Source organism: Pigmentiphaga sp. GD03639, assembly GCF_029845405.1.
In the GTDB taxonomy this organism is placed as follows: domain Bacteria; phylum Pseudomonadota; class Gammaproteobacteria; order Burkholderiales; family Burkholderiaceae_B; genus Pigmentiphaga; species Pigmentiphaga daeguensis.
Window position 1 is genome coordinate 148,235 of sequence record NZ_JAOCLR010000006.1, and the last position, 16,448, is coordinate 164,682.

Annotated in this window: 12 protein-coding genes; 2 read left to right on the plus strand and 10 right to left on the minus strand. The window is 69.4% G+C overall.

The genetic code is table 11. The features are described 5' to 3' along the window. The 4 genes from N5K27_RS08745 to N5K27_RS08760 all read right to left on the minus strand — a co-directional run bounded on the left by N5K27_RS08745 (position 1) and on the right by N5K27_RS08760 (position 4,312). Positions 1-471, minus strand: coding sequence for a tRNA (cytidine(34)-2'-O)-methyltransferase (locus tag N5K27_RS08745; RefSeq protein ID WP_087838644.1), 471 nt, complete (start codon positions 469-471; stop codon positions 1-3). A 62-nt stretch (positions 472-533) separates the two neighbouring features. Further along, a complete protein-coding gene (locus N5K27_RS08750; protein WP_087838643.1) occupies positions 534-2,876 on the minus strand; it encodes a cytochrome P450/oxidoreductase in 2,343 nt (780 codons plus the stop codon). An 89-nt stretch (positions 2,877-2,965) separates the two neighbouring features. Continuing rightward, entirely contained in the window at positions 2,966-3,805 is an 840-nt protein-coding gene (locus tag N5K27_RS08755; protein ID WP_087838642.1) for an IclR family transcriptional regulator, read from the minus strand. Positions 3,806-3,871: 66 nt separating this feature from the next. Then, the gene (locus N5K27_RS08760; protein WP_087838641.1) at positions 3,872-4,312 is read right to left on the minus strand and encodes a MarR family winged helix-turn-helix transcriptional regulator; all 441 of its coding nucleotides are present in this window, start codon (positions 4,310-4,312) and stop codon (positions 3,872-3,874) included. Between the two features lie 118 nt (positions 4,313-4,430). On the opposite strand from N5K27_RS08760, the gene N5K27_RS08765 reads away from it, so the two are divergent. Further along, positions 4,431-4,784, plus strand: a complete 354-nt coding sequence (locus tag N5K27_RS08765) for a DUF1428 family protein (RefSeq protein WP_087838748.1) — start codon at positions 4,431-4,433, stop codon at positions 4,782-4,784. 14 nt (positions 4,785-4,798) lie between these two features. Here N5K27_RS08765 and aac(6') read toward each other — a convergent pair whose 3' ends face one another. From aac(6') to N5K27_RS08795, 6 genes are all read right to left on the minus strand, one after another. Next, positions 4,799-5,269 carry an aminoglycoside 6'-N-acetyltransferase gene (aac(6'), locus tag N5K27_RS08770; RefSeq protein WP_087838640.1) on the minus strand — a complete coding sequence of 157 codons (471 nt, stop codon included), beginning with the start codon at positions 5,267-5,269 and terminating at the stop codon, positions 4,799-4,801. Continuing rightward, positions 5,266-6,822 carry an efflux transporter outer membrane subunit gene (locus N5K27_RS08775; protein ID WP_087838639.1) on the minus strand — a complete coding sequence of 519 codons (1,557 nt, stop codon included), beginning with the start codon at positions 6,820-6,822 and terminating at the stop codon, positions 5,266-5,268. The genes aac(6') and N5K27_RS08775 overlap by 4 nt, the downstream gene beginning before the upstream one ends. Beyond that, positions 6,819-9,935 carry a multidrug efflux RND transporter permease subunit gene (locus N5K27_RS08780; RefSeq protein ID WP_132979593.1) on the minus strand — a complete coding sequence of 1,039 codons (3,117 nt, stop codon included), beginning with the start codon at positions 9,933-9,935 and terminating at the stop codon, positions 6,819-6,821. The genes N5K27_RS08775 and N5K27_RS08780 overlap by 4 nt, the downstream gene beginning before the upstream one ends. Then, positions 9,932-13,048 carry an MdtB/MuxB family multidrug efflux RND transporter permease subunit gene (locus N5K27_RS08785; RefSeq protein WP_087838637.1) on the minus strand — a complete coding sequence of 1,039 codons (3,117 nt, stop codon included), beginning with the start codon at positions 13,046-13,048 and terminating at the stop codon, positions 9,932-9,934. Before N5K27_RS08785 ends, N5K27_RS08780 begins: the two co-directional genes overlap by 4 nt. Continuing rightward, positions 13,045-14,364: an MdtA/MuxA family multidrug efflux RND transporter periplasmic adaptor subunit gene (locus tag N5K27_RS08790; protein ID WP_087838636.1), complete on the minus strand. Its 1,320-nt coding sequence runs from the start codon at positions 14,362-14,364 to the stop codon at positions 13,045-13,047. Before N5K27_RS08790 ends, N5K27_RS08785 begins: the two co-directional genes overlap by 4 nt. A gap of 139 nt (positions 14,365-14,503) precedes the next feature. Continuing rightward, positions 14,504-15,304, minus strand: a complete 801-nt coding sequence (locus N5K27_RS08795) for a ComF family protein (RefSeq protein WP_140416858.1) — start codon at positions 15,302-15,304, stop codon at positions 14,504-14,506. A gap of 102 nt (positions 15,305-15,406) precedes the next feature. Between N5K27_RS08795 and N5K27_RS08800 the strand changes: the two genes are divergently transcribed. Further along, complete coding sequence (locus N5K27_RS08800) at positions 15,407-16,354, plus strand: methyltransferase domain-containing protein (protein WP_087838635.1); 948 nt, start codon at positions 15,407-15,409, stop codon at positions 16,352-16,354. Positions 16,355-16,448 lie beyond the last annotated feature (94 nt).

A 16,448-nucleotide genomic window follows, 5' to 3' on the forward strand; every position in this document is an offset into this window, starting at 1 on the left:
TTACAGGCCGCCTTCGTAGCCCGACTGCCGCCAGGCCTCGAACACCGCCACCGCGACGGAGTTGGACAGGTTCAGGCTGCGCTGGCCCGGTCGCATCGGCAGGCGCAGCCGCTGGGTCTCCGGAAAGCCGTCGCGGATGGCGGCGGGCAGTCCCGCCGTCTCGCTGCCGAACACGAAGGCGTCGCCGGGCTGGAAACGGACCGCGCCGAACAGCCGGGAGCCGCGCGTCGTGAAGGCGAACACGCGGTCCGCCGCCGCGCCGGTGGCGGCGATGGCGGCGGCGAAGTCGTCGTGCACCTGGACCTGGGCCCATTCGTGATAGTCCAGCCCCGCGCGCCGCAGCTTGGCGTCCTCGAGCTCGAAGCCCAGCGGGCGCACCAGGTGCAGCTGCACGCCGGTATTGGCGGCCAGGCGGATGGCGTTGCCGGTGTTGGGAGGGATTTCCGGGTGGACGAGGACGACGTGGAACACGGTGCGCAGTGGAGCGGGACTGGGTTGCGCCGATGGTACCGCATCCGGCTCCCCCAGGCGCGCTACAGCTCCAGCACCAGCTTGCCGCCACGCGCCCGCGAACAGCAGGTCATCATCCTGTCGTTCGCGTCGCGTTCGGCCTTGGTCAGCACCATGTCGCGATGGTCGACCTGGCCGGCCAGCACGCGCACCTCGCACGATCCGCACAGGCCTTCCTCGCAGTCGCTGGGCACGTCGATGTTGGCCGCGCGCAGCGAAGCCAGCACGGTGCGGTCGGCCGGGACCGTCACGGTGATGCCCGAGTCCTTCAGCTCGACCTCGAAGGCGTGCTCCCTGGCCGGGTCGAGCTGGGCGAGGTTGGACTCGAAATGCTCGATGCGCAGCGCGTCGTCGGGCCAGGCCGCGCAGTGCGCTTCCAGGGCTTGGAGCATGCGCTTGGGGCCGCAGGCGCAGATCTTCCAGCCTTCCCGGGGCTGGCCCAACAGCGCGGCCAGGTCGTTGCGCCGGCCTTCTTCCGAGACGTACACGTGCAGGCGCTCGCCATGCAGGGCGGCCAGTTCGTCCAGGAAGGCCATGCCGGCGCGACTGCGGCCGCTGTAGTGCAGTTCGTAGTCCATGCCCAGTTCGCGGGCGCGCCGGGCCATGGCGGCGATGGGCGTGATGCCGATGCCGCCGGCGACCAGGACCAGCTTGCGGGCCGTCTCGTCCATGCGGAAGTGGTTGCGCGGGCCGCGTATGCGCAGCTTGTCGCCCACGCGCACATTGCCGTGTATCCAGGACGATCCGCCGCGTCCCCCGGGTTCGTGCAGCACGGCGATCTCCAGCGCCGCCGCGTCGGCGGGGTCTCCGCACAGCGAGTACTGGCGCGAGCGTCCGGGTTCGCCGCATTCGACGTCGATGTGCGAACCGGGCGTCCAGCGCGGCAGCGCGCGGCCGTCGGGCGAGACCAGGCGCAGCTTGAGGACACCGTCGGCCACGGGCGTGGCGCTTTCCACCACCACGCTGCGCGCGATCGCGTGGCGCGAGGGCTCGCCTATGCGCACCGGCGCCTGGACCCGCAGCAGAGCGGCATTCCGCCGCTCGGGGTTCTGTGCCGGATCCCACTCCACCCACAGGTGCTCCGGCCCCCGGAACGAGGTGTTGGGCACATAGGTGAAGCGCTGGTCGGCCAGCCGCATGTGGGGCAGCCGGCGCGTGAGTTCCTGCAGGAATATCTGCATCTCCATGCGCGCGAGGTTCTTGCCCATGCACTGGTGCGAGCCGTAGCCGAAGGTCAGGTGGTCGCTGGCGTTCTCGCGGCGGATGTCGAAGAAGTCGGCGTCGGCGAAGTGGCGCTCGTCGTGGTTGGCCGACGAGGTCACGATCAGCAGCTTCGAGCCGGCCGGGACGTCCATGCCCTCGATGCGCGTGTCGCGGGTGACCAGGCGGCGCCAGGCCGCGACCGAGCCGTTGTGGCGCAGGCATTCCTCGACCGCGCTGGGGATCAGGCCGGGATCCTCGCAGATCTCGCGCCAGGCGTCGGGGTGCTGCAGCAGCAGCTTGATCGCGTTGGCCGTGGCGTTGGCGGTGGTTTCGTGGGCGGCGACGATGCCGGCCATCATCATCGAATGCAGATAGGAGTCGGTCACCACGTCGGGGTGCTCTTTCTGCTTGCGGATGCCGTAGCGCATCCAGCCGGGCTGGTCCGGCGCCTGGCGCATCTTTTCCAGCACCTTGCCGGCGTATTGCCAGAAGTTGCCGACGGCGTGGGCCACCGCCACCTGCTCCTCGGGCTTGGGCCGGCCCCAGGTGTTGACCGTGTGCGCGATGGAATACCGCCGCAGCGTGTCCATGTCTTCCTCGGGCACGCCCAGGAAATGCAGCGCCACGGTCAGCGGCACTTCCCACAGCATCTGGTCGACCAGGTCGGCGCGTCCGTCGTCGATGAAACGGTCCACGTACTCGCGCGCCAGCCGCCGCACCATGGGCTCGTGGTGCTTCAGGTGCTCGGGCGTGAAGGGCTCCATCAGGATGCGCCGGCGCGGCATGTGCGCCGGTTCGTCCTCGTTGACCAGCGTGCGGTTCATCGCATAGCCGTACTGTTCGAGCACCGCGTTGGCCTCGGGGCCGGTGGGGGTGATCTTCTCCAGCGCGATCGAGGGGCTGAAGGTGATGTTGTCGCGGAAGATGGCCTTGATGGCCTCGTAGCGCGTGACCACCCAGTAGCCCAGCCGGGGACTGTAGAAAATGGGTTCCTGCTCGCGCGCCCAGCGTACGTACTCGGGCGGATCCTGCTGGTAGCCGTCCTCGAAGGGGTCGAACTCGGCCGCGCGCGCGCTGACGGGGCAGCCGGTGAGGCCGACGCCGGCGGGCGCGGCATCATGGTGGATCGGGCAGCCTGCGGCCCGGGTCGAGGGTGCGGCCATGGCATGTCTCCTGTTGCCGGATCCCGGGAAGGGGATCAATTTGCGTAATTATTGTACGCAATGCGTAAAAAGAGAACTGCCGATTACACCTAGATACCGTAGCCCAGCCGCTTGCTGACGGCGTCGGCCGCTTCGCGGACCCACCGGGCGACCTCCCCGCCCGGTTCCGGATCGAAGGCGCCGGTCGGGCCCAGCGCCGTGATGACCACGGTGACGGCACCGTCGGCGTTGAACACGGGGGCCGCCACCGCGCTGATGCCGTTCAGCATCACGTCGCGCACGGGGGCGCAGCCCATGGCGCGGACGGCGGCGAACAGGCGGTCGGCGGCCTCGCGGTCGGGAACCTGGCGGCGGTGCTCGGGCGTGGCGCCGGCCAGTTCGCCCGCGACCAGCGCGTCGAGCACCGCCGACCGCGCAAAGGCGCCGAAGGCCCGCCCGGTGGCCGACCACAGCACCGGCATGACCGAGCCGACACGCACATTCACCGCCACCGGCTGGACCGGCTCGCTCCAGCGGACGATGGTCGGGCCGGCGTTGCCCAGCACCGAGACGAAGCAGGACAGGTTGTGCGATTCGCCCAGCCGCGCCAGTTCGGCGGCGGCCAGCGTCAGGGCGTCCGACTGCCGCATGGCGGCCAGCCCGATGGCCAGCGATTCGGGGCCCAGCACGTAACGCGAGGTGGCCGGGTCCTGGATGACGAACCCGGCCTCGACCAGGCTGGCCAGGTAGCGGTGGACCTTGGCCGGGCTTTCCCCCAGCCGGCCCGCCAGCGCGGTCAGCGGCGCGGCGCCCCCCATGGCGGCCAGGGTCTTGAGCACCGCCATGCCGGTGCCGGCCGACTGCACCTTGCTGCGGCGGGAGGCGGCCCTGGCGGGCGCGGTATCGGCAGGGGACGAAAGGGGCGTGGCGGTGTCGCGCTTGCTGGGCATGGGATGGGAAAGAGAAAGGGATGCGCGCTATGTTACGCAAAAGGCGGTTGCGCGCCTTGTCCCGTATCAGGACAGCGCCGCCAGGCCCGCCCGCAGCGCGGCGGCCGGGTGCTCGCCCAGGTCGGCGTCGATTCCAGCATGGGTGGCGCGCCAGATGGGCAGTGCCCGCGCCAGGGCCGCATGTCCCTTTTCGGTCAGGACCAGCAGGCGGCTGCGGCGGTCGCCGGGGTCCACGTCCACCCGCACCAGTCCCTCGCGCTCCAGCGGCTTCAGGGCGGCGGTCAGTGTCGTCCTGTCCATGGCCAGCAATTGGGCCACGGGCGCCATGGGGGGAGGCTCGGGCCGGTTCAGCGACATCAGCAGCGAGAATTGCCCATTGGTCAGGCCCGCCGGCCGCAGGGCATCGTCGAAGCGCTTGGCCAGCGCCCGCGCCGCGCGCTGCACGTGCAGGCACAGGCAGGTGTCGCGCACTTCCTGCGTGGTGTCGAACGGAATTTTCTTTGACATGATGAGGCTATTATGTTGATATCAACATAAATGTCAAATTGGCGAGGCATGATCGCCAACGAAGACCGGTTCGCCGCGGGGCGGACCGCCACACCCGCAAAGGAGATCGACGATGGCGATGAAATACGTGGAGGGTTTCCTCGTGGCCGTGCCGGCCGCCAACAAGGAGCAGTACATCAAGCACGCCGCCGACGCGGCGCCGCTGTTCAAGGAATTCGGCGTCACGCGCATGGTCGAGTGCTGGGGCGACGACGTGCCCGACGGCAAGCTGACCGATTTCCGCCGGGCCGTGCAGGCCAAGGAAGACGAAGTGGTCGTCTTCAGCTGGTTCGAGTATCCGTCCAAGGAAGTACGGGATGCCGCCAACCAGAAGATGATGTCCGACCCACGCATGAAGAGCATGGGCGAAACCATGCCTTTCGACGGCAAGCGCATGATATTCGGCGGCTTTGTTCCCGTCGTGGACGTCTGACGGGCGGGCGGCGTCTAGCCGCGTTCGGCCAAGGCCTTGCGGAAGTACACGACCCTCTCGGTTTCCTCGAAGCCCAGGGCCCGGTGCATGTGCTGCGAGCCAACGGCGTCGGCGGCCGCGTCCGAGGCGAACTCGGTGCAGCCCAGCGACCGCGCCCAGGCCTCGGCCGCCGCGCACAGGCGCCGCGCGACACCCTGGCGTCGCGCGGCCGGGTCCACGTAAATGCCTTCCAGGAAACCCACGGGCGAGGTCTCGCAGCCGTTCACGTAGTCCCGCCGCAGCGACGCCTCGGCCAGGCCGATAGCCCGGCCGGCGGCGTCGCGCGCGATCCAGGCCGCCTCGGCGTCGGGTGGGCCGTCCAGGATGCCGCGCACCTGCTCGGTCTTGGCCATCGTGCCTTCGCCGGGCCAGAGGGCGTCGCGCAGGGTGGCCCAATCGGCGACGTCGGCGGGGCCGCAGCGCCCGATGGTGTGGCCGTCCGTCATTGCGTGGCCGTATCGGCCTTGGCGCCGTCCTGCTTCGAAGCCAGGGCGTCGGCGTGCCAGCCGCCGCCCAGCGCTGCGATCAGGTTCACGCTGGCGGTCAGGCGATTGCCCAGCAATGACAGCGCGGTGCGTTCGTTGCTGAGCGCCGAGGTCTGCACCGTGACCACGCTCAGGTAGTCGATCAGGCCGGACTCGAACTGGTTGGTGGTGAGCCGCAGCGATTCGCGCGCCGCATCCAGGGCACGCTGTTGCACGGCCTGCTCTTCCTCCATCACGCGCAGTTGCGACAGATAGTTCTCCACCTCACCCAGCGCGGACAGCACAGTCTGCCGGTAGGCGGCCACCTGCTGGTCGTAAGTGGCTTCGGCCTGGCGGGTCTGCGCGCGGCGCAGGCCGGCGTCGAACAGCGGCGCGGCCAGCGAAGGGCCAAGAGACCAGAAGCGCGCCGGCGCGGTCAGCCAGTCCGAGAACTGCGAACTGCGATAACCCAGCGAGGCCGACAGCGTCAACGACGGGAAGTAGGCCGCCTTGGCGACGCCGATGCGGGCATTGGCCGCCTGGACCTGGCGTTCGGCCGCGGCGATGTCGGGCCGGCGTTCCAGCAGCTCCGAGGGCAGGCCCACCGGGATGGCGGGCAGCATGGCCCGGAATTCCGTGGGCGCCAGGCTGAACTCGGACGGCGGCTGGCCGGCCAGGATGGCGATGGCGTGCTCGAGCTGGGCGCGCTGCCAGCGCAGGTCCACGGCCTGGGCCCGCGTCGATTCCAGCTGGGTGCGCGCCTGGGCGATCTCGGCCTTGGCCGAGACGCCCACCGCATAGCGGTTCTCGTTCAGGCGCAGCGAGCGTTCATAGACCTTGATGGTGGTTTCCAGCAGGCGCTGTTGCTCGTCCATGATCCGCAACTGGAAGTAATTGCGCGCCAGTTCGGCCTGTGCGCTCAGGTGGGCATTGGCCAGGTTGGCCGCGCTGGCCTGGGCGCTGGCGGTGTCGGCCTCGATGCTGCGGCGGATGCGGCCCCACAGGTCGGCTTCCCAGCTGGCCGTGGCGCTCATGCTGTATTGGTTGCGGATGCTTTGCGAGCCGCCCTGGCTGATGACGACGCCGCTGCTGTTGGTGGTGGTGCTGCTGCTGGTGCCGGTACCGCTGCGCGTGGCCGAGGCGCTGCCGCTCAGCGTGGGGAACTGCCCGGCGCGCGTGGCCTGCACGGTGGCCAGCGCCTGCCGGTACTGCGCCTCGGCCTGGGCGATGGTCTGGTTGGCGGTCTCGACCTGCGCCATCAGGCGCGACAGCTCGGGGTCGCCGAAGACCTCCCACCACGGGCCGCGGCGGACGTCGTCGCGAGGCTCGGCGGCCTTCCAGCCGGCGGCTTCCTTGAACTGGACGCCGCTGTTCACGGTCGGCCGCACGTAATCGGGCCCCATGGCGCATCCGGCCAGCAGGGCGGCCAGCGCGGCGCAGACGGCCAGGCGCGCGCCGCCGGTCCGCGGCGGGCGGTCATCGGAAAGCGGCGAAGGGCGGGGCGTGCCCGCCACGGCGGGCCACGTCTTGGTCATAGATTGTCTCCGGGTAGCGCAAGGCCCGCCGATCGCGGCCGGCCCCAGCGCCGTTGCGCCCGCCAGTGCAGGCGGTCGAGATACAGGTAGACCACCGGGGTGGTGAACAGCGTCAGCAACTGGCTGACGACCAGCCCGCCGACGATGGTGATGCCCAGCGGCTGGCGCAGCTCGGCGCCGGCGCCCGTGCTGATCACCAGCGGTACGGCGCCCAGGATGGCCGCCATGGTGGTCATCAGGATGGGACGAAAGCGCATCAGGCAGGCTTCGTGGATGGCCTCGCGCGAACTCAGCCCGCGCCGCCGCTCCGCATCCAGCGCGAAGTCCACCATCATGATGGCGTTCTTCTTGACGATGCCGATCAGCAGGAACACCCCGATCAGGGCGATCAGCGAGAACTCCCGGCCCAGCATCATCAGCGCCAGCAGGGCCCCCAGCCCGGCCGAGGGCAGGGTGGACAGGATGGTCAGCGGATGGATGTAGCTTTCGTACAGCATGCCCAGCACCAGGTACATGGTGACCAGCGCGGCCAGGATCAGCCAGGGCTGGGCGCTCAGCGACGATTGCAGCGCCTTGGCGCTGCCGGCGAAGCCCGCCTGGATCTCGGTGGTGGGCAGACTGATGCGGGCGACTGCCTCGTTGACCGCGCGCGTGGCCTGTTCCAGCGATACGCCCGGGGCCAGGTTGAAGGAGACGGTGTCGGCGGCGAACTGGCTCTCGTGCGAGACGCTCAGCGGCGCGTTCGTGGTGCGCCACTTCGCGAAGGCCGACAGCGGCACCCGCGCGCCGGTCGAGGTGACGACGGTGACCTGCTGCAGCGCGTCCGCGTTCTGCGCGAAGCGCTGGTCCACCTCCATGACCACCCGGTACTGGTTGAGCGGGTTGTAGATGACCGAGACCTGCCGCTGGCTGAACGAGTTGTTCAGCACCGCGGCGATCATCGACATGTTCACCCCCAGCCGCGTCGCGGTCTCGCGGTCGATCTCCAGCGAGATCTGCCGCCCCTTGTCCTCGACGTCCACGTCGACGTCGGCCAGCTCGGGCAGCGCGGCCAGCGCGCGCGTCACGCGCGGCATCCAGGTGCGCAGCGCCGACAGCTCCGAGGCCTTCAGCGAATACTGATAGCTGGAGTTGGACATGCGGGCCCCGATGCGTATGTCCTGGTTGGGCATCAGGAACATGCGCGCGCCGGGCACGTTGCCCAGCCTGCCCCGCAGCCGGTTCATCACCTCGTCCACCGATACCTTGCGCTCGGCCAGCGGCTTGAGCTGGATCATCATGAAGCTGGTGTTGCTGCCGCCGCGTCCGCCGCTGTAGCCGACCATGCTCTCGACCGCCGGATCGGCCAGCACCACCTTGCGGAAGTATTCCAGCTTGGGACGCATGGCCTGGAAGGACGTGCCCTGGTCGGCGCGGATGAAGCCCATCAGCTGGCCCGTGTCCTGCTGGGGGAAGAAGCCCTTGGGCACCTTGACGTACAGGTAGACATTGAGCCCGATTACCACGCCCAGCACGATCAGGGTCAGCAGCGAATGGCGCAGCACCCAGTGCAGCGCCCGGCCGTAGCCCCGCGTCATGCCGGCGAAGCCGGCTTCCATCAGGCGGGAGATCCGCCCCGGGGGCCGCTGCTCGCGCACCGGGCGCAGCATGCGGGCGCACATCATGGGCGTCAGGGTGACGGACACGATCAGCGACATCAGGATGGCGGCGGACAGCGTGACCGAGAATTCGCGGAACAGCCGGCCGACGATGTCGCCCATCAGCAGGATGGGGATGAATACCGCGATCAGCGACAGGCTCATCGACAGCACCGTGAAGCCGACCTCGCGCGAGCCCACGAGGGCCGCCCGCAGCGGCGACATGCCGGCCTCCAGGTGCCGCGAGATGTTCTCCAGCACGACGATGGCGTCGTCCACCACGAAGCCGGTGGCGACGATCAGTGCCATCAGCGACATGGTGTTGAGCGAGTAGCCGCACAGGTACATCACGGCGAAGGTGGCGATGAGCGAGACCGGCACCGCCACGCTGGGGATGATGGCGGCGCGGACGTTGCGCAGGAACAGCAGCACCACCAGGATGACCAGGATGACGGCGATGATGAGCGTGTGCTCGGCCTCGGCCAGCGAGGCGCGGATGCTGGGCGTGCGGTCCTGCGCCACGGTCAGCGCCACGTCGCCCGGCAGCAGCGCCCGCATCTGCGGCAGCGCTTCGCGGATGCGGTCCACCGTCTCGATGATGTTGGCGTCGGCCTGGCGCCCCACCACCAGCAGGATGGCCGGGCTGTTGTTCAGGAAGCCCATGTTGAAGAGGTCTTCCACCGAATCCTCGACGCGCGCCACGTCGCTCAGCATCACGGGCGAGCCGTTGCGGTAGGCCACGATCAGCCCGCGATACTCGCGCGCCTTGCGCAACTGGTCGTTGGTGGCGACCTGCCAGCTCGTCTCGTCGTTCTCGAGCACGCCTTTCGGGCCGCGCGCGTTGGCGTTGTTCAGCGCGGTGCGCACTTCGTCCAGCGCGATGCCGTACTGGTTGAGCGCGGTGGGGTTCAGTTCCACCCGCACCGCGGGAAGCGAACTGCCGCCCACCTGGACGTCGCTGACACCCTTGATCTGCGCGATGCGCTGCGCCAGGATGGTCGAGCCCACGTCGTAGAGCTGGCCCTGGTCCAGCGTGGGCGAGGTCAGCGCCAGCACCATGATGGGCGCCGAGGCAGGGTTGCGCTTGGTGTAGGTCGGATTGCTGCGCAGCGCGCTGGGCAGCATGGTGCGCGCCGCGTTGATGGCGCCCTGCACGTCGCGCGCAGCGCCGTCGATGTCGCGGCTCAGGTCGAATTGCAGCGTGATGCTGGCCGAGCCCTGGGTGCTGCGCGAGGTCATCTCGCTGATCCCGGCGATGCTGCCCAGCGCGCGCTCCAGGGGCGTGGCGACGCTGGAGGCCATGGTCTCGGGGCTGGCGCCGGGCAGGCTGGCGCGCACCGATATCGTGGGGAAGTCCACTTGCGGCAAGGGCGCGACCGGCAGCTTGACGAAGGCCAGGGCGCCGGCCAGCACCACGGCGATGGCCAGCAGCACCGTGGCCACCGGCCGCATGATGAACGGCGCGGAGATGTTCATGGCGTGCCGCCCGGCTGGCCCAGCGAGGCCGTGCGCCGTTCGCGCCTGCGGTTCATCGCGTGGCCCAGGCGGTCGAACATCAGGTAGATGACCGGCGTCGTGAACAGCGTCAGCAACTGGCTGAACAGCAGGCCGCCCACCATCACGATGCCCAGCGGCTGGCGCAGCTCGGCGCCGCTACCGGTACTGAGCATCAGCGGCACGGCGCCGAACAGCGCGGCGCAGGTCGTCATCAGGATGGGCCGGAAGCGCAGCAGCGCGGCCTGGTGGATGGCGTCGCGCGGCGCCATGCCCTGCTTGCGCTCGGCCTCGAGCGCGAAATCGATCATCATGATGGCATTCTTCTTCACGATGCCGATCAACAGGATGATCCCGATGATGCCGATCATGTCGAGATCGCTGCCCGCGATCATCAGCGCCAGCAGCGCGCCCACCCCGGCCGAAGGCAGGGTGGACAGGATGGTGATGGGGTGGATGTAGCTTTCGTACAGCACGCCCAGCACAATGTACATCGTGGCGATGGCCGCCAGGATCAGCAGCAGCGTGCTGTTCAGCGAGGCCTGGAAGGCCTGGGCCGCGCCCTGGAAGCTGGTCTGGATGCCGAGCGGCATGCCGATCTCGTGCTCGGCCTGCAGGATGGCGTCCACCGCGCCGCTGAGCGAGGCGCCATGGGCCAGGTTGAACGAGACCGTGGCCGAGGGGAACTGGCCCAGGTGGCTGATCGACAGCGCCGTCGTCCGTTCGGATACCTGCACGATGTTGGTCAGCGGCACCTGCTTGCCGTCGGCGGTCGCCACGTAGATCTGTGACAGCGACGACGGGTCCTGGCGGAACTGCGGCGCCGCTTCCAGCACCACGCGGTACTGGTTGGCCTGGGTGAAGATGGTCGATATCAGCCGCTGGCCCAGCGCGTCGTACAGCGCGTTGTTGATGTCGGCCGCGGTCACGCCCAGCCGCGAGGCGGCATTGCGGTCGATCTCGACGTAGGTCTGCAGGCCGCGGTCTTGCAGGTCGTGGGTGACGTCGGCCAGCTGCGGCAACTGCCTGAGCCGGTCGACCAGCTTGCGGGTCCAGGTGCCCAGGGTGTCCAGGTCGGGGTCCTGCAGCGTGAACTGGTACTGGGTGCGGCTGACGCTGTCCTCGATGGTCAGGTCCTGCACCGGTTGCATGTACAGCCGCAGGTCCTCGAGCTTGTCCAGTTGCGGCTGCAGGCGGGCGATCACCTGCGCCGCCGACGCGCTGCGTTCGGCATGGGGCTTCAGGTTGATCTGCAGGCGGCCGGTGTTGAGCGTGGCGTTGGTGCCGTCCACGCCGATGAAGGACGACAGGCTGGCCACGTCGGGGTCGCGCAGGATGATGTCGGCCGCGGCCTGCTGGCGCCGCGCCATGGCGGCGAAGGATACCGACGGCGAGCTTTCGCTGATGGCCTGGATGACGCCCGTGTCCTGCTGGGGAAAGAAGCCCTTGGGGATGACGGCGTACAGCAGCACCGTCAGCAGCAGCGTGCCCAGCGCGACCAGCAGCGTCAGCGGCTGGTGCGACAGCACCCAGCGCAGCATGCGGTCGTAGCCGGCGATGATGCGGTCGAACCATTCGCCGCTCTTGCGGTAGAACCGGCCCTGTTCCTCGTCGGGTATGTGCCGCAGGTACTTCGAGCACATCATGGGAGTCAGGCTGAGCGAGACCACCAGCGAGATCAGGATGGAGACCGCCAGCGTGATGGCGAACTCGCGGAACAGCCGGCCGATCACGTCGCCCATGAACAGCAGCGGGATCAGCACGGCGATCAGCGAGAACGTGAGCGAGATCAGCGTGAAGCCGATCTGCGCCGCGCCCTTCAGGGCCGCCTGCACCGGCGTCTCGCCCTGCTCCAGATAGCGGGCGATGTTCTCGATCATGACGATGGCGTCGTCCACCACGAAGCCGGTGGCTATGGTCAGCGCCATCAGCGTGAGGTTGTTGATGCTGAAACCGGCCAGGTACATGACGCCGAAGGTGCCGATCAGCGACAACGGCACGACCACGCTCGGGATGATGGTGGCCGTGAGGTTGCGCAGGAACACGAAGGTGACCATGACCACCAGCGCGACCGCCAGCATCAGCTCGAACTGCACGTCCTTCACGGACGAGCGGATGGATTCGGTGCGGTCCGACAGCACGGCCACGTCCAGCGTGCTGGGTAGGGCCGCCTGCAGGTCGGGCAGCAGCTTGCGGATGTTGTCCACCACCTGGATCACGTTGGCCCCGGGTTGGCGCTGCACGTTCAGCAGGATGGCGGGCTGGCCGCCGGCCCAGGCGGCCTGGCGGGTGTTCTCGGCGTCGCGCTCGATCTCGGCCACGTCCGACAGCCGCACCGGCGCGTTGTTGGCGTAGGCGATGATCAGGTCGCGGTACTGCTCGATGGTCTTCAACTGGTCGTTGGCGTCGAGCGTGGTGGCGCGCGTGGGACCGTCGAAGTTGCCCTTGGGCTGGTTGACGTTGGCGCCGGTGATGGCGGTGCGGATATTGCCGAGGTTTAGCCCCACCGAGGCCAGGGCGCGCGGATTCGCGCGGATGCGCACGGCCGGGCGTTGGCCGCCGGCGATGCTGACCAGGCCCACGCCCGATACCTGCGAAATCTTCTGCGCCATGCGCGTGTCCACCAGGTCGCGCACCTGGTAGAGCGGCAGCGTGGGCGAGCTGATCGCCAGCGTCAGGACCGGCGTGTCGGCGGGATTGACCTTGTTGTAGATGGGCGGCGCGGGCAGGTCGTTGGGCAGCAGGTTCGAGCCGGCGTTGATGGCGGCCTGGACCTCTTGCTCGGCCACGTCCAGCGGCAGGTCGAGGTTGAACTTCAGGGTGATGACCGAGGCGCCGCCCGAACTGATGGACGACATCTGGTTCAGGCCCGGCATCTGGCCGAACTGGCGCTCCAGCGGAGCCGTCACCAGCGAGGTCATGACGTCGGGGCTGGCGCCGGGATATTGCGTGACCACCTGGATGGTGGGGTAGTCGACCTCGGGCAGGGCCGAGACCGGCAGCATCTTGTAGGCGATCAGCCCCGACAGCAGGATCGCCACCATCGCCAGCGACGTGGCGATGGGGCGCAGGATGAACAGCCGCGACGGATTCATGGCGCGGCGCGTCCGTTGCCTCGGCGGCGCGCGCCCTGGCCGGCGCCGCGCTGCAACTGCGAGCCGGCGGCCTCGGGAACGGCCTCGCTGCCTGTCACGACCTGGACCTGGGCGCCGTCGCGCAGGCGGTCCACGCCCTCGACCACGATGCGGTCACCGGGCTTGAGCCCCTCCTGCACCGACACGCGCTCGCCATCGCTCGGGCCGAGCTTGATCACGCGCAGCGACACGGTGTTGTCGTCGTTGACGACGTAGACGAAGGTGCCCGGCGTGCCCCGCTGCACCGCCCCCGCGGGAATGACCGTGGCGCCGGCCAGCGTGCGCACGTGCAGCCGGGCGTTGACGAACTGGTTCGGGAACAGGCTTTCGTCCTTGTTCTCGAAGCGGGCCTTGAGCTTGACCGTGCCGGTGGTCGTGTCGATCTGGTTGTCCACCGTGGTCAGCACGCCGTCGGCGATGTGGCGCACGTCGGCCCGGTCGTAGGCCTGGACGGCCAGCGTCTTGCCCGCGCGCAACTGGGCCAGCACGTCGGGCAGGTCGGCCTCGGCGATGGTGAACAGCAGGGAAATGGGCTGGGTCTGGGTGATGATGACCAGGCCGTTGGTGTCGCTGCTGCGCACGAGGTTGCCCAGGTCGACCTGGCGCAGGCCCAGGCGGCCGGAGATCGGGGCCACCACGCGGGTGTAGTCCAGCTGCAGCTTGGCGTTGTCCACCGCGGCCTGGTTGGTCTTGAGCGTGCCTTCGTACTGGCGCACCAGGGCCACCTGGGTATCCACCTGCTGGCGCGCGATCGAATCCTGCGCGTACAGGGTCTGGTAGCGTTCGAGGTCGCGCCGCGCGTTGTCGAGCTGCGCGCGGTTCTGTTCCAGCGTGCCCTGGGCCTGGGCCAGCGCCACCTGGTAGGGGCGCGGGTCGATCTGCACCAGCAGGTCGCCGGCCTTGACGAGCTGGCCTTCCTGGAAAAGGATCTTCTGCAGCTCGCCGTCGACCTTGCTGCGCACGGTGGCCGTGTTGTATGCGGTAACCGTGCCCAGCGCCTTCAGATAGACCTTCATGTCCTCGGCTCGGGCGGGCGAGACCCGGACCGGCGTGGCCGCCTGGAAGCCGCCGGGGCCGCCCGGGCCGCCGGGTCCGCGCGGTGCGCCGGCCCCCGGCTTGCCCGCGTCGGGCGCCGCCTGCTGGCGCGCATGCCACCACCAGTATCCGCCGCCGGCCAGGGCGACCACGACCGCCAGCCAGAGCCAGCGCAGTTTTTTCTTGCCGTTCGACGTGGAAGAAGACGGAGCCCGTTCGGGCTGAGGGGGAATATCGGCCATGGAGTTCCAGAAAAGGCTTGCCTGATTCGCGCCGCGAGGAAAATGCCCCGGATCGCGGCGCCCTCTAAGGTATTCCAGTTGCGCCGCAATGTGTTGACAAGAAGCCCGGGTTTGAAATCGATCGAAATCGTTTGTTGCCTCAGTCCCGACATTCTGCCCGTGGCCTTGCGCGCGAACCGGCTGGGAATTGCCCTGGGGTGCGCGCGACGGCCAATGCGACCACCGAGGCGGCCCCGGCCATCCGCAGCGCGGCCGCCGCTGCATGCAGGGTGCTGCCCGTGGTCATGACGTCGTCCACCAGGCCGATGCGCAGCCCGCCGGCCCGGGGAGCGCAAGCATACAGTCCCCGCACCGCCTCGCGCCTGCCCAGGCGCCCCAGGCCGCTCTGCTTGGCCTGTTCGCGGCTGCGGCGCAGCAGGTCGTGCCGCACCGGCAGCGCCAGGTCGCGGCCCAGGGCGCGGGCGATCTCGGCGGCGGGGTTGAAGCCGCGCCGCCGCAGCGAGGCGTAGGACGACGGAATGGGAACCAATACGGTCCCGGGCTCCAGGGGTCGAGCCTGGTGGCGCACCGCTTCGGCCAGGAGGTTGCCCAGCAGGTCGGCCCGGCCATAGCGGCGGCCGTTCTTCAGTTGCAGCACCAGGGCGTCGGCCGGCGGCGCATAGTCGAAGGCGATGATGGTGCGGGTGAACGCCGGAACCTGGCCCGCGCAGTCGGGGCAGGCGGTGTCGTGCTCCGGCAGGGGCAGCGCGCACCGGGCGCAGCGCCACGGCAGGCCCAGCCCCGGCGAGGTGCGGGCGGTCCAGCAGACGGCGTCTTCGCAGGCGGCGCACAGCATGCCGCCCCGGCTGCGGCCGGCGCACAGCGGGCAGTCGGACGGCACGAGCGCCCGCAGGCGCGCCGCCAGGTGCCGCCAGCGCGGCATGGGAAAGGGTCCGGGCATGAAAAATCTGTCGGTGGCATCATGGAGGGTGGGCGCGGCCCGTGCGCCCGGGCGCTTTTGCGCCGCAGTTTAGGGATTCCTTGGATTTTCGTGCGTGTTGCAATGACAGAAAGCTCCCATCCAGACCGCCTGCCGTCGCTGCCGCTGGCGCGCGAGCACGTCGCGCTGCAGTTCGGGCGCCGGGGCGACCTGGAGGCGGCGCAGTTCCTGTACGGCGAGATAGGCGCCCGCATGTTCGAGCGCCTGGAATACATCCGGCTGGCGCCCAAGGCCATGCTGGATGCGGGCTGCGGCGCCGGCGCGGCGCTGGAGCGCCTGCAGGCGCGCTATCCCGGGGCCGCCTATACCGGCGTGGATCTCAGCGCCGCGGTGCTGGCCCATGCGCGCCGGCTGCACCTGCCCTCGTCGGTGGGGGCCCGGCTGCGCCATTCCGCGCTGAAGCTGGCCGGCCGCGGCGCGCCGCAACTGCCGGCGTTCGTCCAGGCCGACATGGCCGGAACGGGCCTGCCGCCCGAGTCGCTGGACCTGGTCTGGTCCAACATGGCGCTGCACTGGCATCCCGAGCCGCACGCGGTGCTGGCCGAATGGCGCCGCCTGCTGCGCGTGGGCGGGCTGGCGATGTTCAGCTGCCTGGGGCCGGCGACGTTCCGCGAGCTGCGCGAGGCCGTGGCGCGGGCGGGCCTTGCCACGGCCACGCCAGAGTTCGTCGACATGCACGACTTCGGCGACCTGCTGATCGAGAACGGTTTCGCGGATCCGGTGATGGACCAGGAGGTGCTCACCTTCACCTACCGGCATGCCGACAGCCTGCTCGACGACGTGCGGCGCCTGGGCGGCAATCCCGCGCGGGGCCGCAAGCGGGGGCTGGCCACGCGCGCATGGCGCGCCCGGCTGGTCGAGGCCATCGAGGCGGGACGAGGGCCGGACGGCCTGATCCGCCTGACGGCCGAGGTCGCCTACGGCCATGCGTGGCGGGCCGCGTCGTACCGTTCGGCGCCAGGCGAGACGCACGTTCCGGTCTCGTCCATACGGCGTGGCGGAGTGCGTTGAGCCTGCTCGGAAGCGGGTCGGGTTGCTGGTCCTGTCTGGCACCCCGTATAATCCTGCGATTCTATGCGCTAGCAACATAATTATTTTCCAAGGC

Bases quoted from the DNA above. Each gene is read 5' to 3' on its own strand.
- N5K27_RS08785 (WP_087838637.1), bottom strand. From the start codon at position 13,048: ATGAATCCGTCGCGGCTGTTCATCCTGCGCCCCATCGCCACGTCGCTG.
- N5K27_RS08790 (WP_087838636.1), bottom strand. From the start codon at position 14,364: ATGGCCGATATTCCCCCTCAGCCCGAACGGGCTCCGTCTTCTTCCACG.
- N5K27_RS08795 (WP_140416858.1), bottom strand. From the start codon at position 15,304: ATGCCCGGACCCTTTCCCATGCCGCGCTGGCGGCACCTGGCGGCGCGC.
- N5K27_RS08755 (WP_087838642.1), bottom strand. From the start codon at position 3,805: ATGCCCAGCAAGCGCGACACCGCCACGCCCCTTTCGTCCCCTGCCGAT.
- N5K27_RS08750 (WP_087838643.1), bottom strand. From the start codon at position 2,876: ATGGCCGCACCCTCGACCCGGGCCGCAGGCTGCCCGATCCACCATGAT.
- N5K27_RS08780 (WP_132979593.1), bottom strand. From the start codon at position 9,935: ATGAACATCTCCGCGCCGTTCATCATGCGGCCGGTGGCCACGGTGCTG.
- N5K27_RS08765 (WP_087838748.1), top strand. From the start codon at position 4,431: ATGAAATACGTGGAGGGTTTCCTCGTGGCCGTGCCGGCCGCCAACAAG.
- N5K27_RS08775 (WP_087838639.1), bottom strand. From the start codon at position 6,822: ATGACCAAGACGTGGCCCGCCGTGGCGGGCACGCCCCGCCCTTCGCCG.
- N5K27_RS08760 (WP_087838641.1), bottom strand. From the start codon at position 4,312: ATGTCAAAGAAAATTCCGTTCGACACCACGCAGGAAGTGCGCGACACC.
- N5K27_RS08800 (WP_087838635.1), top strand. From the start codon at position 15,407: ATGACAGAAAGCTCCCATCCAGACCGCCTGCCGTCGCTGCCGCTGGCG.